This is a genomic window from Vibrio rumoiensis 1S-45 (assembly GCF_000286955.2).
Taxonomy (GTDB): Bacteria; Pseudomonadota; Gammaproteobacteria; order Enterobacterales; family Vibrionaceae; genus Vibrio; species Vibrio rumoiensis_A.
In genome coordinates, this window is the sequence record NZ_AJYK02000103.1 from 1 (window position 1) to 22,905 (window position 22,905).

The 22,905-nt window shown below is 40.3% G+C and carries 18 protein-coding genes; 9 read left to right on the forward strand and 9 right to left on the reverse strand.

Annotation, left to right across the window (positions count from 1 at the left end):
* From A1QC_RS14295 to yccS, 3 genes are all read right to left on the reverse strand, one after another.
* Positions 1 to 529, reverse strand: a 529-nt coding sequence (locus A1QC_RS14295) for an ABC transporter ATP-binding protein (protein WP_017023692.1), incomplete at its 3' end; no start/stop codon positions are given.
* A complete protein-coding gene (locus A1QC_RS14300) occupies positions 526 to 1,467 on the reverse strand; it encodes an HlyD family secretion protein (RefSeq protein ID WP_017023693.1) in 942 nt (313 codons plus the stop codon). The genes A1QC_RS14300 and A1QC_RS14295, both read right to left, overlap by 4 nt.
* A gap of 93 nt (positions 1,468 to 1,560) precedes the next feature.
* Complete coding sequence (gene yccS, locus A1QC_RS14305) at positions 1,561 to 3,759, reverse strand: YccS family putative transporter (protein ID WP_026025645.1); 2,199 nt, start codon at positions 3,757 to 3,759, stop codon at positions 1,561 to 1,563.
* 294 nt (positions 3,760 to 4,053) lie between these two features.
* Between yccS and helD the strand changes: the two genes are divergently transcribed.
* On the forward strand, positions 4,054 to 6,201 hold the full coding sequence (gene helD, locus A1QC_RS14310) for a DNA helicase IV (protein ID WP_017023695.1): 2,148 nt from the start codon (positions 4,054 to 4,056) through the stop codon (positions 6,199 to 6,201).
* 354 nt (positions 6,202 to 6,555) lie between these two features.
* Entirely contained in the window at positions 6,556 to 7,710 is a 1,155-nt protein-coding gene (locus A1QC_RS14315; RefSeq protein ID WP_017023696.1) for a N(5)-(carboxyethyl)ornithine synthase, read from the forward strand.
* Between the two features lie 108 nt (positions 7,711 to 7,818).
* Here A1QC_RS14315 and A1QC_RS14320 read toward each other — a convergent pair whose 3' ends face one another.
* Complete coding sequence (locus tag A1QC_RS14320) at positions 7,819 to 9,021, reverse strand: NnrS family protein (protein ID WP_017023697.1); 1,203 nt, start codon at positions 9,019 to 9,021, stop codon at positions 7,819 to 7,821.
* Positions 9,022 to 9,271: 250 nt separating this feature from the next.
* Here A1QC_RS14320 and norR point away from each other — a divergent pair, with 250 nt between their 5' ends.
* The 3 genes from norR (at position 9,272) to A1QC_RS14335 (ending at position 13,977) form a co-directional block, all read left to right on the forward strand.
* Entirely contained in the window at positions 9,272 to 10,852 is a 1,581-nt protein-coding gene (norR, locus tag A1QC_RS14325; RefSeq protein WP_039836077.1) for a nitric oxide reductase transcriptional regulator NorR, read from the forward strand.
* Between the two features lie 223 nt (positions 10,853 to 11,075).
* Positions 11,076 to 12,746 carry a hydroxylamine reductase gene (hcp, locus tag A1QC_RS14330; RefSeq protein ID WP_017023699.1) on the forward strand — a complete coding sequence of 557 codons (1,671 nt, stop codon included), beginning with the start codon at positions 11,076 to 11,078 and terminating at the stop codon, positions 12,744 to 12,746.
* Positions 12,747 to 12,927: 181 nt separating this feature from the next.
* Positions 12,928 to 13,977, forward strand: coding sequence for a hybrid-cluster NAD(P)-dependent oxidoreductase (locus A1QC_RS14335; RefSeq protein WP_017023700.1), 1,050 nt, complete (start codon positions 12,928 to 12,930; stop codon positions 13,975 to 13,977).
* Between the two features lie 263 nt (positions 13,978 to 14,240).
* Here the strand turns inward: A1QC_RS14335 and A1QC_RS14340 are convergent, their stop codons facing one another.
* On the reverse strand, positions 14,241 to 15,095 hold the full coding sequence (locus A1QC_RS14340) for a VOC family protein (protein ID WP_017023702.1): 855 nt from the start codon (positions 15,093 to 15,095) through the stop codon (positions 14,241 to 14,243).
* Between the two features lie 304 nt (positions 15,096 to 15,399).
* Between A1QC_RS14340 and A1QC_RS14345 the strand changes: the two genes are divergently transcribed.
* The 4 genes from A1QC_RS14345 to ccoP all read left to right on the forward strand — a co-directional run bounded on the left by A1QC_RS14345 (position 15,400) and on the right by ccoP (position 19,941).
* Positions 15,400 to 15,705: a c-type cytochrome gene (locus A1QC_RS14345; protein WP_017023703.1), complete on the forward strand. Its 306-nt coding sequence runs from the start codon at positions 15,400 to 15,402 to the stop codon at positions 15,703 to 15,705.
* 89 nt (positions 15,706 to 15,794) lie between these two features.
* Positions 15,795 to 17,246, forward strand: coding sequence for a cytochrome-c oxidase, cbb3-type subunit I (gene ccoN / locus A1QC_RS14350; RefSeq protein ID WP_017023704.1), 1,452 nt, complete (start codon positions 15,795 to 15,797; stop codon positions 17,244 to 17,246).
* Entirely contained in the window at positions 17,236 to 17,826 is a 591-nt protein-coding gene (gene ccoO / locus A1QC_RS14355; protein ID WP_017023705.1) for a cytochrome-c oxidase, cbb3-type subunit II, read from the forward strand. The genes ccoN and ccoO overlap by 11 nt, the downstream gene beginning before the upstream one ends.
* A 9-nt stretch (positions 17,827 to 17,835) precedes the next feature.
* Positions 17,836 to 19,941, forward strand: coding sequence for a cytochrome-c oxidase, cbb3-type subunit III (gene ccoP, locus A1QC_RS14360; protein WP_017023706.1), 2,106 nt, complete (start codon positions 17,836 to 17,838; stop codon positions 19,939 to 19,941).
* Between the two features lie 201 nt (positions 19,942 to 20,142).
* Here the strand turns inward: ccoP and A1QC_RS14365 are convergent, their stop codons facing one another.
* The 4 genes from A1QC_RS14365 to A1QC_RS15570 form a co-directional block, all read right to left on the reverse strand.
* On the reverse strand, positions 20,143 to 20,418 hold the full coding sequence (locus tag A1QC_RS14365; RefSeq protein ID WP_017023707.1) for a hypothetical protein: 276 nt from the start codon (positions 20,416 to 20,418) through the stop codon (positions 20,143 to 20,145).
* A 257-nt stretch (positions 20,419 to 20,675) separates the two neighbouring features.
* Positions 20,676 to 21,032, reverse strand: coding sequence for a hypothetical protein (locus tag A1QC_RS14370; protein ID WP_017023708.1), 357 nt, complete (start codon positions 21,030 to 21,032; stop codon positions 20,676 to 20,678).
* Positions 21,033 to 21,054: 22 nt separating this feature from the next.
* Positions 21,055 to 22,311: a hypothetical protein gene (locus A1QC_RS14375; RefSeq protein ID WP_017023709.1), complete on the reverse strand. Its 1,257-nt coding sequence runs from the start codon at positions 22,309 to 22,311 to the stop codon at positions 21,055 to 21,057.
* A gap of 10 nt (positions 22,312 to 22,321) precedes the next feature.
* The coding region (locus tag A1QC_RS15570; RefSeq protein WP_017023710.1) for a hypothetical protein at positions 22,322 to 22,905 on the reverse strand (584 nt) is incomplete at its 5' end.

Here is a 22,905-nt window from a genome sequence, read left to right on the forward strand (position 1 = left end):
GGTTTTCAGGATCAACAGCCGATGTAGGCTCATCTAAAAATAAAATATCAGGTTGGTGTAATGTTGAAGCGGCAAGGCTTAAACGCTGTTTTTGGCCACCGCTCATGCTGCCAGCCATCTGCTTACTGCGTTGATCGAGCCCATATATATTAAGCAGTTCGTTAATGCGTTGCTTTTGTTGGTTGGCATTTAGGCCATAAATTCTGGCGATGAAACGCAAATTCTCTAAAACGGTTAAATCATCGTAAAGCGAAAATTTTTGCGTCATGTAGCCGATCTTCATGCGCAGCTTTTCGGCATCTTGTGGTAATGAATGGCCTAAAACGTCGATATGACCGCTGGTGGGTTTTATCAGCCCGGTTAACATACGAATAGCGGTAGTTTTCCCGCTTCCGTTTGGACCTAAGAAGCCGTAAATTTCACCTTTGCGAATCGTAAGATCTAATGAATCAATGGCGACTAATTCTCCAAAGTCACGACGTAACTTTTCAGTATGTATGACGATAGGCTTATTGTTGTGTGTGCTCATGGTAAATCCACTTGCACCGGAACGCCAGAAGGCAAGGTTGCGTATTCAACCGGCAATTGAATTTCCGCTAAATACATTAAATGGCTTCGGTCTTCTTGGTTTAGTGCGTAGTAAGGCGTGAATGCAGGATCGCTAGACACCCAACTCACTGTGCCTGTGATGGTTTTGTCGAGGCCATCAACATGAATGGTTAGCTTGTCATTAACGTTAACGTGAATGCGCGAGGTTTCTGGAATATACACACGAGCATAAGGCGCTTTATTAGCGAGTAGAATTGCCACTGGGCTGCCTGCCGTGACACGTTCGCCTAAGTTCCAAGGAAGGTTATCTAAAATACCGTTTTGAGTTGCAATGATGGTGAGATCGGATAATTTTTTCATTTCAGCAGCAAGTTTTGCCTGTTCTGTCTGTAACTCAGCTTTGGCTATTCGAATGTCCTCTTCACGGTTCCCTGCAAGCAGTGCGTTGAGGTTTTGTTGTGCGCTATTTAAGGTTGCAGAGGCTGAATCTCGGTTGGCTAAGGCTTGGTCTAAATCGGCTTGGCTTGCTAATTTCTTACTCACTAAGGTTTTGCTTCGTTGATAAGTCGCTTGAGCTTCTAATTTATTTGCTTTCGCACCGGCGACACTGGCTTTAGATGCTGCGATCTCTTCATCTCTAGGGCCTTTGATCAGCTTATCTACATTAGCTTGAGCTTGTAATACTTCTGCTTGAACTTGAGCGACGATAGCCTTTTGGTAGGTATCGTCTAGTTTGACTAATATTGTTCCTTTTTCTACAACACTGCCTTTACTGACTGGCAGAGCAATAACCACTTCATTAATGACAGCAGTTTGTGCAATGCGGTCACGCTCTAATGTCCCTAGAGCTTGAGTAGAGGATGAGCCATCGCAACCGCTGAGTAAGGCGGTAAGACAAACCAGTGCAAGAGTCTTCATGCGGACCTCTTAGTGATAAATGAAATGAGAAATAGAATCAAACGTTAAAGTTAGTATAAGGGACTTATTGCCTATAATCATTGCCAGGTTAATTTAATCAACCGGCTTAACCGTTACTGGTAATCGTACGGCAAACTTATTGGCCAAAGAATACATTTCGGGCAGCATTCGATACACCAAATGCAGCTGTTGTAAAATCAAACGTACCGATTCATCATCACCTTCACGCCACTCACCAATTCGTTTATCTAAATCACTGCTTAATGATTCAGGCGTGATCTCACCATCTTGATTAATCAGTTGCTGCTCAAGGCGTTCTAGATTCTCGTGGATGCCTCGATGGGCTTCCAATATTAATAAGTGAGTTTCTGGGTCGTCGATGCGTTTACGGTGCGCACCTAAGGCTGAAATGTAACTGAGCATGGCATGGTTAAGCGTAAGAAATCGAAAGCTTTCATCAATGGCTTTTTTGTATTTATCTGGCTCAGCAAGCATGTTACTGATGGTGGTACTCAGTGTTGCATCCATATTGTGAGCGATTCGGCGAGAAAGGCGGTAATTGACATCGTCTCTTTTTCCGATTCGATACTGAGCAATAATTTGACCAAGATAATTTTTATTGGCTTGAATCGCTTCTGACATCACGCGATGTAATTTTTTCGCTTCCCAATCTGGCAAGATATAGCGCACTGCAAATACGGCTAAAGCACAGCCTACTAACGTATCAGCAAGGCGGGGTAGTATGACGGCATAACCTTCGCCTAACTGATTAAAGCAGAATAAAACTAACAAGGTAATGAAGGTTGTCGCTGAACCATAGTTATGCATTCTAAAAGCAAAAAATAAGGTGCCAGAAAGCACTAAAAAGACCAGTTGGCTTTCTTGCGATGGGAATAGGGTTAACAATGAAACGCCAATCAATAAACCTGCAATGGTTCCAATAACGCGCCCAGTGAGTTTGTGTCTCGTTGCACTAAAGTTAGGCTGACAAACAAATAAACTGGTGAGCATGATCCAATAGCCACGTTCTAAACCAAAGGCTTGAATGATCCCATAGCCTACCGTTAATACAATTGACATTCTTAATGCGTGCCTGAACAACATTGAATCTTTATTGCAGTTATTCCGAATGCGTTGCCACATGACTTTAGGCGTATGCGCGGTGGTGTCATGTAGCGAATAATCATTAACCTCATCACTGGTATTTTCAGGCGTGAATTTAGAGGCATCAGGGTTACTGACGTTAGAAAGCTGCTTTTCTACGGTGACTAAATTATTAAAGAGGTAGAACAGTTGAGCTAGGGGGTATTTCCATTCAGGCTTTTGTTGATCTTTTAAAAATTGCATTGATGATTGAAGCTCATCAAGTGCCACAATGGAATCACCATCATATTGATATTGAGCTCCGGTTTCTAAAGCTTCAGATATTTCTCGACAAGCTTTTGCTTGCGCCAGCATTAAATGCTTAAAGCGAAAGAGCACATCACTGCGTGAAAAATGATCGGATAAATCTTGATATCGATAGTGAGTTGAACTGATTCGCTCATGGATATCTTGTGCTAAGAAATACAACTGTAAGTAACGGTCACTTGGGCCATCAACGTGTCCACGTTTTGAACGGTTGAGTAAGGTGCTCTTAGCGTTGTTTAATGCGGTGACCGTACTAGAGTTTAGTTTTGCCTCTAATAGTCGATAGGGTTGAGGCGTTAAACCCGCTACTGGGTGAAACAGTTCACTTTTCCCTTCAAGGTAATCGGCTAATTCTTCAAAAACATTGGCAAGACCTTGTTGTACAGGTTGCATTGGCCAAAAAATTTGCCACACCATTGAAATCAAGTAATACCAAGCGGCACCAATTAATAATAAGGTTGGCTGGAACCAAATACTTTCGTTTAAGTGGTGTCCTAACATGGTGTAAATGGCGATGAGCAGTGAACCAAAGGCGATACTGGCATAACGTGGGCCAATAGCCCCTAACATGATAAAACCAAAGGTGCTGATAAATAAGCCAATAGCAAAGAGAGGCGGATAAGGGAACAGTATTTCGATGGATATTGAGGCGATGGCGAAACAAATAAAGGTTAAGATCAGAGCACGAATTCGTCCCATGAAATTATCATCAGTTTCGGCTAATGCGGCTGCAATAATACCAAGGATCAGTGGGGTAATTTCTGTGCTGTAATTATAATACCAACAAGGGATCACAACGCCTAAAAGGGCGATTAGAATTCGTACGCAATAATTAACGGTTTTATCAGACCAATAGTGGCGAAATTGACGCATCAAATTCATCATAAAAAACAACATCTACCTCAAATAACGATAAGGTTTGAGTATAGTGTGCTTTCTAAAGTGAAACCATAGCCGATTGTAATAACTAAAAAAAAGTGATGATATGTTTGATTACGAGCAATTTATCCGTGAATTTGAAACTTAATGCTGCCTTTTTGTTCTATTTTTGATTTCTTGAAAATACCATGACCAGTGAGTGCTTTCATTCAACTCAAAACTCGTTAAAATGACAATGTTCATCCATTATCGAACTTAAATCTTGATCTTAACCTTTGGTCATTGAAAGGAAACCTCATGCAATTAAGCGCCAGTCGACTTGCTCAATTCTTTATTCAAAATGAATATCAAGAAGTGGAAGTAAAAGATCAGTGTATTACTTTATCTTCGCCTGCCGACGAAATTCAAATTCCTTTTGCTGCTTGGAATGGTGAAGTGACCCTTGAAAGAGGATTAGTATGGGGAAGCTTGTACTTTCATTCTTATGAGCAAGACGATGAGCAATTGCAGTGGTTAGTTCAAGGTCTGCCTTGGCAAGAATGTCAGGTTTTTGCTCAACAGACCGTTGGAGAGTATCGACGCTGGCAGAATAACCAAAGCGAATCATTGGCTAAGCTGTTGCCAAGTTGGTTAAAGCAATTACAAGAATTGGTGAATCAACCTCGTTTCCTCACTCATTCGTCACTGCAATTTTGGCGAAAAGGTATTGAGGATGATCTTGCTAAAAACGACATGTCTTTACCTGACGTGATTCATATTTTCCCTACCCATAATGAATGGGATCATCAAGATGATTATCAACAATCTACGCCTTCAGTCATGAGTGGGTTAAAACGTTGGTTAACTCATCCGGAAGCGTCTTTAGAGCAAAGAAATCAAACTTGGATCGAAAATCAAGAATACGATTGGAAAGACTTTTTTAAAGAGTGCGAACGCTCACCATTGAACCCATCACAACAAACGGCCGTTCTGTTAAATGATGATCACACATTGGTTCTCGCTGGCGCTGGCTCTGGGAAAACCAGTGTATTGATGGCAAAAGTAGGGTACTTACTCAAAAGTGAGCAGGCTCAAGCTAGTGACATCCTTATGGTGGCGTTTGGGCGAGAAGCGGCAAAAGAGATGCAGCAACGTATAACTGAAAAATTCGGTTCTGCTGCCTCGGGTATTAAAGTACAAACATTTCACCAATTGGGCTTAGATATTATTAAACAGGTGGAAGGTGCTCAAGTCGAGATTTCACCTTTAGCGACAACGCCCAAACAGAAATCGGCATGGTTTTCGCAGTGGCTGAAAACACATTGGATGACAGAAACCAATTTTAAACGTTGGCAGAAACACCTTCTTGATTGGCCAATTGCCTTTTTGAAAGGGGATGTCGATTTAGGTTCTCAAGCGGAAAACCCAAAATTATTAGCCTGGCTTGAGCAGCAAGTTGATCAGCTTTCAGCGTTGCAATTACCGAAGAAGAAATTACAAGAACAAATTATCGAGCGAGCAGACTATCCAAAATTGAACAGTGAATTAATGCTTGCTTGGCCTTGTTATCAAGCGTGGCAAAAAATGCTAAAAGAAGAGAATCAAATTGATTTTAATAGCATGATTTTCAAAGCGACGCAGTACATTCGTAATGGGAAGTTTAAGCCTAAATGGCGTTATATGATGGTCGATGAATACCAAGATATTTCACCGAATCGCCTCGATTTATTAGACAGTATCTGCCAAAGCAGTGTTAATGAAATTTCATTAGGGCAAACGTCAACTCAACAACCTTGTGCACTGTTTGCGGTAGGGGATGATTGGCAGGCTATTTATCGTTTTGCTGGTGCGGATGTTCATTTAACGACTGGTTTTCAAAAGCGTTTTCATAATGCCAAAATTCATTACTTAGATACAACCTATCGATTTAATAATCAAATTGGTGAGGTGGCAAATCCTTTTATTCAACGAAATCCTAGTCAGTTAGAAAAAACACTGAATAGCCATAAGCACCAAAAACAGAAAGCGGTCACGATTGCGCCGATGCCATCATTGGAGAAGATTCTAAGCGAATTAAATAACCAAGATAAAGCTCGTAAAAAAGTGCTCATTTTAGGTCGTAATCATTACCATGAACCGAATGATTTGAAAACGCTGCAAAAGTTGAATCTGCATTTGGATATTGAGTACAAAACTTGTCATGCAAGCAAAGGGCAAGAAGCCGACTACGTGATTATCGTGTCATTGGATGAAGGGCAATTTCCTGCGGTTGAACGACAAAAACATCTGCATGATGCGCTGCTATCTAGTCAAGATGATTTCCCTCATGCCGAAGAACGCCGTTTGTTTTATGTTGCCATGACTCGCGCTAAAGAAAAGGTGTGGTTATTACACAATGCAAACCCATCGGCATTCATTAAAGAGTTAAAAGCAGGGCGCTATCCTGTGGTGGTGAAAAAACGTTAATTGATTGCATGCTTTTTATAATTAAAAGCATGTGACATTCACGCTTTAGCTACTCGTCTAACGAGTATACAACTGGATGACACATATCCAGTTTGCTTATTTCTCAACATATAAGGTGCCATCATGCTATGGTGGTGCGCTTATTGTTCTTCAACCATCTTCCCAAATAAGCAGACAATCTCGTTTGTCGCTATTGTGATTTCAATCCTCTCCACTTGAATTTATCTCATAACTTCGGCTTTTGATCCGTCTTGGATCTGACCATCTTAATTACTACGCATAAGATATCGCTAGCACGTTTAATCGGTGCTTGGCTTGGACCTGCGTGTTTATCAATATCAAGGAATCGATGACATGAATTCATTAAAAATGGGCGTTATAGGGACTTCACGTAAAGAAGACGAACGTCGCTATCCAATCCACCCTGAACACTTGATGAGGATTCCTGTTGCTTTACGCAAACAACTGGTGTTTGAAGAAGGCTATGGTGACGCCTTTGGCATTTCAGATTCACACATCGCGTCACTGACAGGGGGCATTGCGACTCGTCACGCTTTATTGGCTGAGATTGGCTCGGTGATTATTGCGAAACCGGTGCTTGAAGATCTACAAGAGCTTAAAGAAGGCGGCACGTTGTGGGGTTATGTTCATTGCGTTCAACAAACGGATATCACCCAAGCTGCTATTGATCGCAAACAAACGCTGATTGCCTTTGAAGATATGTTTATTTGGTCACCAAGTGGGCAAGTCGGTCGACATACTTTCTATAAAAACAATGAAATGGCTGGTTATTGCGCGGTATTACATTCATTGCAATTGAAAGGCATTGACGGTCATTATGGTGACCAACGAAAAACGATTATTTTTGGTTTTGGTGCGGTGAGTCGTGGCGCCATTTACGCATTAAAAGCACATGGTTTTCGAGATATTACGATTTGTATTCAACGTCCAGAGCATGAAGTTCGCGAAGAAGTACTCGATTGTAATTATGTACGTCTCCGAGAAGGTGACACTGGTGAAGCTCGCATGATGGTGGTGGAACATGATGGCAGTACCAGAGCGCTGACTGATTTGATCAGCGAGGCCGACATTATCGTCAATGGGACTTTTCAAAACACCCAATGCCCCACCAATTTTGTGATTGAGGAAGAAAGCTCAGCATTGAAGCCCAATAGCCTGATCATCGATGTAAGTTGTGACGAAGGAATGGGATTCTTTTTTGCCAAACCCACCACCTTTACTAACCCGATGTTTAAATATCAAACCATCGACTATTACGCGGTGGATCATACCCTGAGTTATTTATGGGAAAGTGCCACCCGATCGATTTCTGCCGCGTTAATTGTGTACCTACCAGCAGTATTGGCCGGTCGCGAACAATGGCAAAACAATGAAACGATCAGGCAGGCGATTAATATTGTCGATGGAGTGATTCAAAACGATTCAATACTCTCGTTCCAGAGACGTAAAACGGATTATCCGCATGAGGTGCTATGCAACAATGTCTAATGCAATAATGTCTAATGCAACAGTGTATAAATCGTGATTGATGTTTAGTCAGTAAATAAAAATGAGCGAGAAGCATGACTTCATCGCTCATTTTTCGTTTAGAGGATGTTAACCCGGATGCCCATCTGTTCTTGCTTTCATGAGCATAGGGCCAAACTTAAATACGAATAATATAAAAGCGTAAATCCATAGTGCAGCAGAAAGGTTAATGAGTGTCATCATATGCTCAGGCCAAAATGCCACGCCAATGCCTCGAACAAATGCGGCGACCAGAATGGCAAGAAATGCATGCCACATGCTAGGGCCTTCATAAATTTTTCTGCCGGTATGTCCCATGGTAACGCGAGTGATCATGGCTAAAATTAACCCCCCGATACCACCAATCGCCAATACGTGGATCATGTTATGAGAAACAAAATCACCACTGGCAATCACACCCATTAAAGCTAGACCTTTAATCAACAACCCGACAGGCACACAAGCATAAGCAGTATGTAATGACCACACTAAAGGCTCCTTAAAGGTTGTCCAAGGTTTCCAACGAAGGAAGCGAGCGGTTTGCATGATGGCGGCAAAGATCATTAACGCCGGGCTAATAGTGGCTGCTGTTAATGGGAAGAAGCTGAGAATAAACAATAAAACCAGTGGGAAATTCGCACCAATATCTAACCATAATAATGGATTGGCTTTTTCAAAGTTCATTCTACGAGCAGTAAAGAAAGGAATAACGCGCCCACCCATAATCGAAATAAGCAGGACAAACCACCAAATCATCGCTTCCCATACTGCAATTGAAGGGAATGGTGGCATACCCTTAATCGTGGCGTAGGCGGCAAAGTTCGCCACAATGGCTAACACAAAGAAAGGCAAGAAAATAAGATTACGATACTTTTGCGATTTCACCACCCGAAAAGAAATTTCATACGCGACTAAAGCTAAGAACAAGGCTTCAATGGAAGAGGTTAACCACAGTGGTGTCGCAGTCCAAAAGAGCACTCTTGGCAAGATCCATAACGCGACAATGACGGCAAGCCACTTATCTTTTGTGCCATTTACACCCGTCCAATTTTGTACTGCGGTTAATAGAAACCCAGCCACAATCGCCATAGCAAATCCAAAAATCATTTCATGAACATGCCACCAAAGCGCAGGAACATGTAATTGACTTGGTTGACCATGTTGAAAAACATAAACCCAAATGGCAATCGCAAGCGGGGCATATATTGCGCCTAAAAGGAATAAAGGCCGAAAGCCTAAACGTAGTAGTGGCGTAATTTTATCTTCAACACTTTTATCGGTGATGTTCATCATTAAAGATGGCTCCTAAAGAAAGTTACAGCGGTTTTTATAAACGCAGCGTAAGTAAATATATTTCATTATCAATGTACTAAGCAGAAAACATGCCAACATTTAAACTATTGAATTTAATAGATATATATTTATGGATAAAATCAATGATGTTTTTTTTACAACGCAATGTTATCTTTGTCGTGTTTCGGGTGGGCAGATTTTTAATCATGACCCAATTTTGTTATTTATTATCAACTTATTGGTAACATCCATGGTTAAAAATACATCAATCAGTACCCACAAAAAGAATTCTGTCGAACAGGTTTTATTACGTATTGCTTTAGATTTAAACGCAGGGATGCCAACCACGCAACATTATCAAAAATTGATTGATGCTTTACAGCAAGTATTGCCTTGTGATGCTTGTGCTTTATTTATTCTAGATCACCAGCAACAACTTATTCCGGTTGCGATGAATGGTTTATCTAACGAAGTTTTAGGGCGTACTTTTTTACCTAATCTTCATCCACGCCTTGAGATGATTTTAAATAGTCGCCACCCAGTACGTTTTCCTGAAGATTCCAATCTTCCTGACCCATTTGATGGGCACCTTAGCGCCGATCCACACCATAAAATTGATGTTCACTCTTGTATGGGGTGCAGCCTTTATGTCGAGGATACATTAGTCGGGGTTTTAACATTGGATGCACAAGCTTCTGGGGCTTTTGAGCATATCGAAGATTCAACGGTTGAAACGTTTGCCGCTTTAGCTGCTGGTATTGTACGTAATATTAGTTTATTTGAAGCCCTAAGTAAGGCCAATCATCAGCAACAGTCGGTCAATAAGTTATTGATTGATGAGGCACGTAGTCGTGGAGGTAAACTCGTAGGGGTGAGTCCACAAATAAAGCGATTACTGGCTAATATTAAAATGGTCGCTCAATCCAATTATGCGGTCTTAATCAGTGGAGAAACGGGCACGGGTAAAGAATTGGTTGCTCACCAAATTCATGCACAAAGTTTACGTTCCGATAAACCTATGGTGTATGTCAATTGTGCTGCGCTCCCTGAATCAATAGCGGAAAGTGAGTTATTTGGTCATGTCAAAGGTGCCTTTACGGGAGCAACCTCTAACCGTGCGGGTAAATTTGAATTGGCCGATGGTGGAACGATTTTCTTGGATGAAATTGGTGAGTTGCCACTGTTACTGCAAGCAAAACTATTACGAGTGATCCAGCAAGGTGAAGTACAACGAGTCGGGGCAGATAAGAACAGTTTAATTGATGTGCGTATTGTTGCTGCCACCAATCGAGATTTAGATAAAGAAGTAAGTGAAGGACGTTTTCGTTCGGATCTTTTTCATCGCTTAAATGTATTTCCTATTTCTGTTCCCCCGTTGCGTGATCGCGAAGGGGATATTCCGGTATTGATCGGTCATATCCTCGATACAATACGTAGCCAATTTCAGTTAAAAACCTTACATATTCATCCGAAAGCGTTACAAAATCTGGAAAAGCAGCAATGGCCTGGGAATGTTCGAGAGCTTGAACATTCACTTATGCGAGCCGGTTTAAGGGCAATGGAAGAACAAGCTAAGTTGATTGAGTGGCGCCATTTTCATGCTGATCTAACAACGAATCAGCATGAATCTAAAATATTGGCTTCTAAACATGGATTACGGGCTTTACTGCCAATGGAGTCTACGCCTATGCGGTCGGCTGTGGAGGCGTATCAGAAGCAATTAATTGAACATGCTTTACAACAAAACGATGGAGTATGGGCTAAAGCCGCCGAATTTTTGCAAATGGATCGCGGTAATTTATACAAAATGGGTAAGAAATTTGGTCTTTAATATTGAATAGCTTGCTCAAGATAACACTCAAACCCTAAAGCGTTCGATGTGTTTTTAACATCGACTTGTTGTTAAAAGCACACGAATTAGCTTGTTATTATGTTGTTAAATGCAATGTAAAACAATAAGTTAAAAGTTGGCACGAGTGTTGCTCTATTGTGATTAGACTTTATTGGCCTGAGATTCTCTGGCCATTTTTTATTAATCACTGGAGCTTCAAACTATGTTCTGTATTCAATGTGAGCAAACTATTCGTACCCCTGTTGGAGACGGTTGTTCTTATTCTCAAGGTATGTGTGGTAAAACAAGCGATGTGTCTGATCTGCAAGACATCTTAGTATATGTGCTTCAAGGTGTTTCTTTTTGGGCTGAGCTTGGTCGTGAATATGGCATTATCGATTCAGAGATAGATGAGTGGGTGCCAAAAGCCTTCTTCTCGACTTTAACCAACGTGAACTTTGATGAAGAGCGTATCATCGATTTTTCTAACACCGCATATCAATTCAAACAACGTCTTGAAGAAAAAGTACGTGCAGCGGCAACACTTGCAGATAAAGCGTTACCTGAGCTTTCTCCAGCAGCAATATTTGAACTTCCAACCGATCGTGAATCTCTACTTAAATACGCACCACTTGCGGCGGTCAACCGTGGTCATGAAACGGTTGAACCTGATGTCATGGGTTTACGTCTACTTTGCCTATATGGTTTAAAAGGTGCGGCAGCTTATATGGAACATGCGCGTATTCTTGAGCAAACTAGCGTAGAAATTTTCACCGAATATCATCAAATAATGGCGTGGTTGGGAACTGAGCCTCAAGATCTTCAAGCATTGCTAGATTGCTCTATGCAAATTGGTTTGATGAACTACAAAATCATGGAAATCCTTGATCGCGGTGAAACATTGACTTACGGGGACCCAACACCAACTCAAGTGAATGTGAAAACGAAAAAAGGTAAATGTATTCTGGTTTCTGGCCATGACTTACACGACCTTGAAAAAATCCTGCAACAAACCGAAGGTAAAAACATCAATGTTTATACCAATGGTGAAATGCTACCAGCACACGGTTATCCTGAACTGAATAAATACCCTCATCTAGTCGGTAACTACGGTAGTGCTTGGCAAAACCAGCAAAAAGAATTCGCAAACTTCCCTGGTGCGATTGTAATGACATCAAACTGTTTAATTAACCCTGAAGTGGGTCAATATGCGGATCGTCTATTTACTCGTAGCATCGTCGGTTGGCCGGGTGTTGCTCATCTGGAAGGTGACGATTTCTCTGCAGTGGTAGAGTGTGCTTTAGCCCACGATGGCTTCCAACACGATGAAATTGAGCAAATGATCACGGTTGGATTTGGTCGTAATGCTTTGATGGAAGCCGCTCCAGCAGTTATCGATCAAATCAAGCAAGGCAACATTAGCCATTTCTTCCTAGTCGGTGGTTGTGACGGCGACAAAGTTGAGCGTAACTACTTCAATGAATTTACCAAACAAACTCCAGATGACAGCGTAATTTTGACGCTGGCATGTGGCAAGTTCCGTTTCAATAAAGAGCAACATGGTGAAATTAACGGAATTCCTCGTCTACTCGATGTGGGTCAATGTAACGATTCATATTCAGCAATTCAACTTGCACTAGCGTTAGCGAATGAGTTTGATTGTGGCGTGAATGATCTGCCATTAACACTAGTACTTTCTTGGTTCGAACAAAAAGCGATTGTGGTTCTTCTTACGCTTCTAGCATTAGGGATTAAAGGTATCTACACAGGTCCAACTAAACCTGCGTTTTTAACCGACAACCTAATGGCAGTTATGCAAGAGAAATTCGATCTTCGTTCAATCTCAACGGTTGAAGAAGATATGAAGACTATCTTGGGTGAAAAAGTAGCTTAATTATATCCGTCGTATTTGAAGTTGCAGCCTCCTAATTTCAAAGCTGGCTGCAGCTTTAAATATTGAAATATTAATATCTGAATACCGTCATCCCGAAAATGAAGAACGAATTATCCGGGTTCTCGCTTTAATTCGTTATTAGGGTCTGTGACCTTGTTATTTCTAGAAACGAGAGAAGTATATGAATTTATTCCAATGGCCTGAAAATGGCGCTGTATCTTTAGTCTGCAAACGTAAATGGGCAGAAACGTCAACCAGTGTGAGCTTTACTTTAGCCCCAGAGGCGGGTGAGCCACTTTGCTTTGATTTTATTCCTGGCCAATTTATTACGTTGGGGATTGAGATTGACGGTAAAATGGAATATCGCGCTTACTCTTTAAGCTCCACCCCAAATCAAACTGAATTACAATTGACTATCAAGCGCGTGGTTGATGGTAAAGTGTCCAATTATATTGTTGATCGCCTACAAGAAGGGCAGATCGTTTCAGTATTAAAACCTGCAGGTGAATTTCACCTTCAACAACCGCATGGTAAACAAATTGCATTATTAAGTGCAGGGTGTGGTATTACGCCAGTGATGTCGATGGCAAAAACTTTACTTGCTAATGAAGATGATGATACGGATATTCATTTTATCCATGCAGCGACACAAGTCGACCAAGTTATATATCATCAAGAACTCATAACTATGGCAAAGGAACACGACCGTTTTCATGTCAGTATTATGCTTGAAGATGCCTCCGGCAGTGATTATTTAGAAGGGCGGTTAACTCAAGCGGCTCTAAAACAATACTGCCCAGATATTGCCGAACGAAGTGCTTTTCTATGCGGCCCTGTTGGATTTATGGCAGCGATGAAAGAAAACCTTGAAGCGTTAGGCATGGATATGAATGTCTTTTATCAAGAGAGTTTTACGCCTGCTGAGTCGACGCAACCTGATGTTAGCCTAGAATCAATGTCTAACAATAATGTATCTATTTTTGTGCCAGATTTTGGAGCTCAAGTGGAAACTCAAGTGGGTAGTGTGCTTATTGATGCATTGGAAGAAGCCAAAGTACCAGTTATTGCGGCTTGTCGTAGTGGGATTTGTGGGTCTTGTAAATGTAGAGTGACTAAAGGGGAGTACACTCGTACCAGTACTACTACCCTTACTGAAGATGAAATAGAACTGGGTTTTGTGTTAGCTTGTTCATGTCAAGCTCAATCAGATTTAGAAATTTCATTAAATTAATGAATATCGGATTCGTTCATCGTTGAGTTGATAAAACTATGCCGCATCAATCATGACAATATTTATTGATGCGGCAATTTTTAGATTAGTTTATATATGTTTTTAGGTGATTTACCCTCATAAATTACCACCTACACCAATGCTAGGATTGATATAAACTGGCCCAACTTTGAACGGTGCACCAATATCTAAACTCGCATAGGGAGTGCACGAGGCGACAAAAAGAGCGCTTAGGGTAATGATAAGGATACGTTTCAAATTTTTCATTTCTTCACCTCCTGCACAACAAAGCCTGCACCAGCAGGATCTCGTATAACTGCTACGCTTCCATTTCTAACGGCTTTATTCGGTTCCATTAATACAATGCCACCATTTTGCTTAACTTTGGCAATGGTCTCATTGACATCATCGACTTTGATGTAATTTACCCAAGTAGTTGGAACATCACTGTTTGGCTTTTTAACGAAGCCAAAAGCAGGATTATTGTTAACACTCAAATAATGATAATCATGCTGAGCAATGGTTTTTTTACCTTGAGAAAACTGATCAAGTTGCTGATAAAACTGCTGGCTCTGATTAATGTCTTGAGTCCATACTTCTTGCCAAATCCAATTACCTGATTGTTTTGGCAGTGCACTTGGATCTCCACTTACTGTATTTAATACTGAAAAAACGGCGCCTTGTGGATCTTGGATCACTGCAATGTCACCACGTCCTTTTAAGGTTGTTTTCTGTATAAGTGTAGTCGCACCAGCTTGTTCTGCTTTGCTTATAGTCAGATCCACATTGTCGCTCGACATCACTGGTAACCAATAATTTGTCGTGCTATTAGTTGGTACTTTTGCCATTCCAGCAATGTAGTGACCCTGATAAGTAATTAAACTGTAATCATTATTAATAGTTTCAAATTGCCATCCAAAAACATTGTGATAAAAAGGTTTTACTTCTTCTGGGCTTGTGGTGACGAGATCTCGCCAAATAATATTGCCTTGTGTTTTATTTGCAGAATTGGATAAGGCGGGTAAAGTCAAAGAGGGGGAACTACTACAGGCAGCAAGCAGAATGGATAATGATCCGATTGCGGGTATAGCTAGCCATTTGGAAGATAACAGTTTCATTTTTCAGTCCTTATAAACGTATTACTTAGTTATAAAGTATCATCTTCTTTTCAAGCGATCAGCATTTCTTTATGTTTAAACATCAACGTTCATGATTCAACCTTAATGCATATACACGGTGAATATTAAATTGCTATATTTCTTTCAAGTGCCGAGAAAATAGCCATATTTGAGCTAGTATCAAATGACTATGATTGAAAATACATAAATTGAAATGATTCATAATGAACATTTACAGTTTTATATAAGAAGCCTTGTGAGGGTAAGAACTATGTGGAAACAAATATGCTTAATGGGGTTAGTTATGTCACCCATAAGTTTTGCACACGCCGAAGTGGACAGCGACAAGTATAATGTAGGTCAGAAAAAAGCCGCAGTGTGCATGACTTGCCATGGGACAGAGGGAATATCAAATATTGATATATACCCTAACTTACAAGGACAAAAACAGGCATACCTTGTGACAACCTTGAAAGCATATCAACGCCGCCAACGTTCTGGTGGTTTAGCATTAGTCATGTATGAGCAAGCAGATAACCTGACAGAACAAGATATGCAAGATATCAGTTATTTCTTTTCCAATGTCACCAACGAGTCTGCCGCTCACTAATCCTATAACAATGTTTATCATGGTAAATAGCACCCGTTGATAGACAGAGCTTGGATTAGTAAAGCAGACCAATGCACAGGAGGTGTACGATGGAAATGAATTACGATATGAAAATAGTGAAATATTTCATTATCACGAGTTTGATTTGGGCATTAGTTGGGATGACGGTAGGTTTGATTCTTGCCGCACAACTTTATTGGCCAGTGTTAAATTTTGATTCTGAGTATTTTCAGTTTGGACGGTTAAGACCGTTACATACATCAGGTGTTATCTTTGGTTTTGTTGTGAATATATTGATGGGAACATCGTTATATATCGTTCAACGGACTAGCCATACAGCCTTGTTTAACAAAAGTTTAGCTTGGATGGTTTATTGGGGTTGGCAGCTCGTATTGGTACTGGCATTGATTACTTTACCATTAGGCTTTACTACTTCAAAAGAATACGCTGAACTCGAGTGGCCTATCGATATATTAATCGCTGTTGTTTGGGTGATGTATGGTGTTTTATTTTTCGGTACGATAGGTAAACGAAAAGTTAAACATATCTTTGTTGCTAACTGGTTCTTTGGTGGTTTTATCATTGTTATTGCGATGATATTTATCGCAAACAACCTAGAAATTCCAGTTAATTGGACTAAATCTTATTCGGTGTATGCCGGTACTCAAGATGCCATCGTGCAATGGTGGTGGGGGCATAATGCGGTTGGGTTCTTGTTAACTGCAGGCATTATTGGAATGAACTACTACTTCATTCCGAAAGCATCTGAACGTCCTATCTATTCTTACCGTTTATCCGTCATTCATTTTTGGGGTTTAGTGGGTTTTTATACCTGGGCCGGTACTCACCATTTAGTGTATTCCTCTGTACCAGACTGGCTTCAAAACCTCGGAATTATTATGTCTCTACTACTATGGCTGCCATCATGGGGTGGGGCTTTCAACAGCTTGATGACACTGCTTTCTAATAAAGAAAAGCTTAAGCATGACTATGTGATGTTGTTCTTCTTGTCGGCTGTTATTTATTATGCTTTAGCGACTTTTGAAGGGCCATTACTGGCTATTCGTTGGTTTAATATGATTGCACATAATACCGAATGGATTGTTGGCCACGTGCACTCTGCGGCTTTAGGTTGGGTAGCAATGTCTGGTTTTGCCGTGTTTTATTATTTTATTCCAAGATTGTGGGGGCATACAGAGATGTGGTCACGTCGTCTTGTGAAATGGCACTTTTGGTTTGCTCATATTGGTATCGCGATTTACGCCGTTGCACTTTGGATTGCCGGTATAGGCCAAGGGTACATGTGGTTGAAACAAGATCCAGATGGTTCTTTGGTATACAGCTTTGTTGATTCGATGAACTTTGTAGCGCCGTGGATGCTTGTGAGATTTATTGGCGGTGCATTTTTCGTGTCTGGGGTGGTTTTGATGATTTATAACTTATATCGAACACTATCTCTACCGATACAAGTACCGTTAACTGATGGTAGTGATGAGCTTTCTTCAAATGCCGCTGAGGAGGGCGAAATTTATGTTAAATAAAGATTTTACCCAATCAGTTTGGATTTTGATTATATCAACGGTTGTTGTTGCCAGTTTTTCATTTTTGACATGGGTTATACCCGATATGTTTATGAAAGATGAGCAAAGAAAAGCATCAACAGTTAAACCTTATACTGCATTACAACTCGCAGGGCGTGATATTTATATTAGTGAGGGTTGCCATACTTGCCATTCACAAATGGTGCGTCCGCTTCCTGCTGAAGTGGCTCGTTATGGTGAACCAACCAAAGGTGAAGATGATATTTACGAATACCCGAATTTATGGGGCTCTAAAAGAACAGGGCCAGATCTTGCGAATGTTGGACGAAAGTATTCCGACCGGTGGCATGAGCTTCATTTAATGAATCCACGTACGGTTGTCCCTACTTCAATAATGCCTTCTTATCCTTGGTTATTTGAAAAGGTGTTAGATGGCGAAGATGTTGCCGATAAAATGGAAACTCTGCGTTTCTTAGGTGTGCCTTATACCGATGAAGAAATTGATAAAGCACGTTTGCAGGTAAGAAACAAAACGTATGCTGATGCACTCATCAGTTATCTGCAAAGTCTAGGGGAATAAGGAGGCCGTATGTTAAGTACATTTTGGAGTTCATGGGTCATTGTTCTTACTGTTATTTTCTTAGTCTTGATGGTGTATGTCATTTGGTATTATTGGCGTAAGAACCACGAAGCCGATGAAGATAAAGAATTACATAGCTTTGATGGTATTGGTGAAAATGATGCCAAGTTGCCATTGGTTCTGCTTTATTCCTATCTGATCGCATTTATTGCCAGTGCCGTTTTCTTTGTGCTGTACCCAGGGATGGGCAACTGGCAAGGATTAATGAATTGGCATTCAACCGATGAACTTCAGCAGCAAGATACAAAAATAATCGATAAGAAATTAGAAGCACTAAATGCAGATGCTATGACATTGACTCAACTTGCTGAGGAGCAAGAGGTGGTCGATTATGGTAATCGTTTATTCATTACGCATTGTGCAGCTTGTCATGGTGATGATGCTCAAGGTCAAAAGCATTTTCCTAACTTGATCGATAAAGAATGGATTTATGATTCGAGTGATAGTGGGATCATTCAATCCATTACTCACGGTCGTAATGGCGTTATGGTGGGTTGGAAAGATGTATTAACTGAACAACAAGTGGAAGATGTCTCTACTTATGTGGCCAGTTTACAAAGCAACCGAGCCGTTCCTGCCGCTAAAGTTCAATTAGAGCAGGGAAAACAAATTTTTGAATATAACTGTTCGGTATGTCATGGCGATAATGGCAGCGGAAACCCACAAATTGGAGCGTATAATTTAAGCGATAGTACGTGGGTACACGGTGGTAGTATTAATGAAATAAAGACGACCGTCCGTGAAGGGCTGGATTCCGTGATGCCTGCATTTGATAAGCAATTATCAAATGCGCAAATTACGGCATTAGGTGCGTTTATTACTCATGCTCGAATAGCCAAGCAACAAAGTATAGCAAGTTTAGATCAAGACTTAGTAAAGCGTGGTGAATATCTTGCTTATGCAGGTGATTGTGTGGCTTGTCATACGGCAGAAGATGGAGAACTGTTTGGTGGAGGGCTGCCTTTCCCAACACCATTTGGCACTTTGTATTCGACGAATATTTCGACTCATGTTGAACGAGGTATAGGTAGTTATACGTATCAAGAATTCCATGATGCAGTACGTTTAGGTGTGGCAAAACATGGCAATTTATACCCAGCAATGCCATATACGTCATATCAATATATTACCGAAGAGGATACTAAAGCTCTTTGGACATATATGCAGTCGCTAACGCCAGTAAATACCATGAATCAAGACAATACCATGATGTTCCCAAGCAACATTCGCTTAGGAATGTGGGCGTGGAACTTGGCTTTCTTTGATGAGTCGGCATTGACGTTTGATGAAAAACAAAGTGATCGTTGGAAGCGAGGTAAGTATTTAACCTTAGGCTTTGGTCATTGCTCAGAGTGTCATACACCACGTAATATTGCTCAAGCTTTGGAAGCTGACAAGCCGTTCCAAGGTAATATTATCGACCACTGGAATGCACCAGATATAACGGCGAATGAGCTGCATGAGCATGGCTGGACTATGGGTGATATTGCGGACTTCCTACAAACGGGGCATTCAGCAAAAGGCACAGCGTTTGCAGGCATGGCAGATGTAGTGAAAAACAGTACGCGTTATATGACTCGTGAGGATCTTGAAGCAATAGGGGACTACTTGCTAACTGGTGATGAGAATAACCGACTCGATCCAAATACTAAACCACTAGAACCAACTGGTTTTACTGCAGCAGACATGAAAACCAAAGAGTTTCAAATTTTTGCTGATACCTGTGGAGCTTGTCATGGCGCGGACGGTAAAGGTCGTAAAGACATTGCTCCTGCATTATTAGGTAATGGGATCATATCTCACTCAGAACCTTATAATACGGTTGCCGTGGTATTACGTGGTTTATCACCGGATTACCTTGAGCCGAATAGAGATTATATGCCAATGAGCAGCTTCAACAATATTGCTGGAGATGGTGAAATGGCGGATATGATTTCCTTTATTCGTAACAAGCTAGGTGATAGACATGACGCGGTTACCCGAGATATGGTGAAAGATATCCGTATCGATCTGGAAAAAAGTGGGGTAACAGGTGGCTTCCACGATGCTAAATAAGAAAGATGATAGTTAACCTGTTTAACTAAAGCATTACGGTTAAATTAAAACCATCAGTAAGATCTTTGCTGGTGGTTTTTTATTGGAAGAATGAACCTCACTAGCTTACTGCTATTCGCACAATAGTTGAAATTGCAGTGAAGCGGCAAGTTAGAGGATGTCATTATTTAAAGATTAACAGTTGTCGGGATTAGGATTAAATTAAGGCTGTGCAATCAAACCATTCCGCACTAAGCCTCTGCGAACATTCTTACATAACTTACCAAAGCGATTCAGTTCATCAAAGTCAGGTAATTGATCTTTTTTAAGTTGAGATTCCCAATACAGCAACTCACCTTCTACTAGCTCTAGTAGTTTTCTCGGGCAACCAACACATGTATCTCCGCATATTGAGGCTTCTGGTGCATCAAGAGGAAATTCTTTCTTAACGGTTTCTATGATATCAAGCATGACGGTTTTACGATCAGGTTTAGCCATTGGATGAACTCATTTATGGGTTTATTTGATTTTATCAAAAATAGTTTGGCTTAATATATGGCTATTAATGGGTATTATTTTTGCAATATCTGAAGTGCATAATGAGAGAGCTAATGAGCCTAGGGGCCGCTTTGGTTGTTGGTTTATTAGAAAACTTATAGAAAGACTATGAGCATGGGGACTTCTTACGTTTATGCCAACTATTTAGGCTATATAAAGCCATAAGATTTGTTTTAGCGATATGCATAAGATCAAGTTTAATTAACTTCTTTTACCTGGCAACCATCATCCACGATATAGTCATGTGATTCATCTTGTGAGCTTAGGTTTACCTTCATTGGTAAGTTGTTGGCACTAAATGACATGCGAGAAGTGGATGACCTATTAGAGCTGGATACCATTTGATTACCATTATTGGTTTCTATTTTAATAGAAATAGTGGCAGGTTCTGTATTAGAAAAAGTCAGTGTGATTTTATCACCATCTTTCTGGCAAGATAAGGTTACAGGCATAGGGGATAGGTCCATATTCTCTGCGAGAACTTGGGGGGAAAGTAGTAGCAGTAAAGCAAGAATAGCGGCACTTAGTGCCGCTATGAATTTATTAATAAACATGAATTATAACCAAAGGAGATTATTAATATTGGTAAACTTCGACTTGATTACTTTGACCATTAATATGGACATTAGAATAATCATACGCTGTTTGTGTGACTGAAACACTGTTGTTATCAGAGTCATTGATCATATCAACTTTAGATAAAGAGTAATTACCATTCTGAGCAACATCAACCATGTTGTAATCCGAGTCGCCAGTAATATTTACATTAGAGATGTTATAGTTACCACCTTGATCGATGTAAACCATATTGTCATCAGAGCTTGCAGTTAAGCGTATTCGGCTGAAGTTATCATCACCACTTTGGTCAACGTCAACCATGTTGTCATCAGAACGACCGGTGATAAGTACTCTTGAAATATTATCATCACCACTTTGATCAACATCAACAATATTACCACCACTTGAGACTAACACATTGATTCTAGAATCATTGTCATCGCCAGATTGGTTTGTGTCTAGATGGTTGCCACCACGAACAGAATTAATATTTTGAACGGAGTTATTATCATCACCATCTTGAACGGTGATTGCAGAGTTCCAGAAAGAATCCGTAATGGTTTGAGTTGAAATATTATCATCACCTCTTTGGTAAGCAGCAGCACCATTATCATTCGCATCTGTCAGTGTTTGTGTAGCGGTATTGTGATCACCAGATTGGAAAGCATGAGTAAGGTTTTCGTTACTTCTTTTTAAGCTGACATCCGCTTTATTATGAGCACCTGACTGATTAATTACAGAGCCATTGAAGTTACTGTCTTCTGCTGAAATAAGGGCTACGTTACTATGATCTGATTGATCAACAGCAAGGAAGTTATTATCAGAATTATCAGCTTTAATTAAGGCTTTGTTAAAACGTCCAGTTTGTTCAACTTTCAGCGTATTACCATCACTGTTATCAGCTTTAATCACAGCTTTATGGCCTATGTGATTTTGGCTAGATACAATTCTATTGCCATCACTATCATCCATTGCAATGTCAGATTGGTTATGAGAACCAACTTGTGTGAAAGCAACAGAGGAACTTTGGCTGTCTTTAAAAGTTAATACTGCTGATTGGTGACTTCCAAAAAATCCAGAACTTTGCGTCACAACTAGAGGCCCATTGTGAGAGCTGTTTTCAATATCAATGACAGAGTTATTATCATATAACTCATCTATAACTCGAATAGAATGACCAAGATCCCCATCAGGGATTGTTTGTACATTTGAATCAAGTGCGTAAGCCGACGTTGCCATTAACGCGGCGGATATTGCTATAGCTAACTTTTTCATAATAATTTCCTTATTTATTAGTATTTACTGAGATATTATAACGACTCATCCCATTGATTAAGTACACAGTGGAATCACCGGTTTGTGTTACTTGACTCCCCGTGTTGCTTAAATTGTTTGAATATTGTTTATTAATTATTAGCGCACGATTGTTATCGCCATTTTGTTCTAATATATTGTTATTGCCCGTACCAATTTGAAGAAGGTGTGCTGAGTTGCTATCACCGTTCTGGTTAATAATGGCGTTATTATCAAAACCATATTGACCAATGACGGCTATATTGCTGTTTCCATTAATAAAAATATAACTGTTATTGTCAGACCCTATCTGGTCAGAGAAAGTAGTATTATTATTTCCTGTGATGTTTACTTGAGCTTTATTTGGCTCGCCATGTAAATAGGATTGTCGTACGATCACTAAGTTATCACTACCATTGTTTATTTTTATAGCCGTGACATTGTCGTAGCTCGCTAAATCTAGTTCAGAAACACCATTCTCAGATAAATAATTTTCAAACTCACTGTCACTAACGGAAGATATATTAATTCCATCATTGTTGCTCGCAGTGACGTTATTAGGAAATATAAAACCTA

Excerpts from the sequence above, each read along its gene's own strand:
- A1QC_RS14300 (WP_017023693.1), bottom strand. The coding sequence starts at position 1,467 with ATGAAGACTCTTGCACTGGTTTGTCTTACCGCCTTACTCAGCGGTTGC.
- yccS (WP_026025645.1), bottom strand. The coding sequence starts at position 3,759 with ATGAATTTGATGCGTCAATTTCGCCACTATTGGTCTGATAAAACCGTT.
- helD (WP_017023695.1), top strand. The coding sequence starts at position 4,054 with ATGCAATTAAGCGCCAGTCGACTTGCTCAATTCTTTATTCAAAATGAA.
- A1QC_RS14315 (WP_017023696.1), top strand. The coding sequence starts at position 6,556 with ATGAATTCATTAAAAATGGGCGTTATAGGGACTTCACGTAAAGAAGAC.
- A1QC_RS14320 (WP_017023697.1), bottom strand. The coding sequence starts at position 9,021 with ATGATGAACATCACCGATAAAAGTGTTGAAGATAAAATTACGCCACTA.
- norR (WP_039836077.1), top strand. The coding sequence starts at position 9,272 with ATGGTTAAAAATACATCAATCAGTACCCACAAAAAGAATTCTGTCGAA.
- hcp (WP_017023699.1), top strand. The coding sequence starts at position 11,076 with ATGTTCTGTATTCAATGTGAGCAAACTATTCGTACCCCTGTTGGAGAC.
- A1QC_RS14335 (WP_017023700.1), top strand. The coding sequence starts at position 12,928 with ATGAATTTATTCCAATGGCCTGAAAATGGCGCTGTATCTTTAGTCTGC.
- A1QC_RS14340 (WP_017023702.1), bottom strand. The coding sequence starts at position 15,095 with ATGAAACTGTTATCTTCCAAATGGCTAGCTATACCCGCAATCGGATCA.
- A1QC_RS14345 (WP_017023703.1), top strand. The coding sequence starts at position 15,400 with ATGTCACCCATAAGTTTTGCACACGCCGAAGTGGACAGCGACAAGTAT.
- ccoN (WP_017023704.1), top strand. The coding sequence starts at position 15,795 with ATGGAAATGAATTACGATATGAAAATAGTGAAATATTTCATTATCACG.
- ccoO (WP_017023705.1), top strand. The coding sequence starts at position 17,236 with ATGTTAAATAAAGATTTTACCCAATCAGTTTGGATTTTGATTATATCA.
- ccoP (WP_017023706.1), top strand. The coding sequence starts at position 17,836 with ATGTTAAGTACATTTTGGAGTTCATGGGTCATTGTTCTTACTGTTATT.
- A1QC_RS14365 (WP_017023707.1), bottom strand. The coding sequence starts at position 20,418 with ATGGCTAAACCTGATCGTAAAACCGTCATGCTTGATATCATAGAAACC.
- A1QC_RS14370 (WP_017023708.1), bottom strand. The coding sequence starts at position 21,032 with ATGTTTATTAATAAATTCATAGCGGCACTAAGTGCCGCTATTCTTGCT.
- A1QC_RS14375 (WP_017023709.1), bottom strand. The coding sequence starts at position 22,311 with ATGAAAAAGTTAGCTATAGCAATATCCGCCGCGTTAATGGCAACGTCG.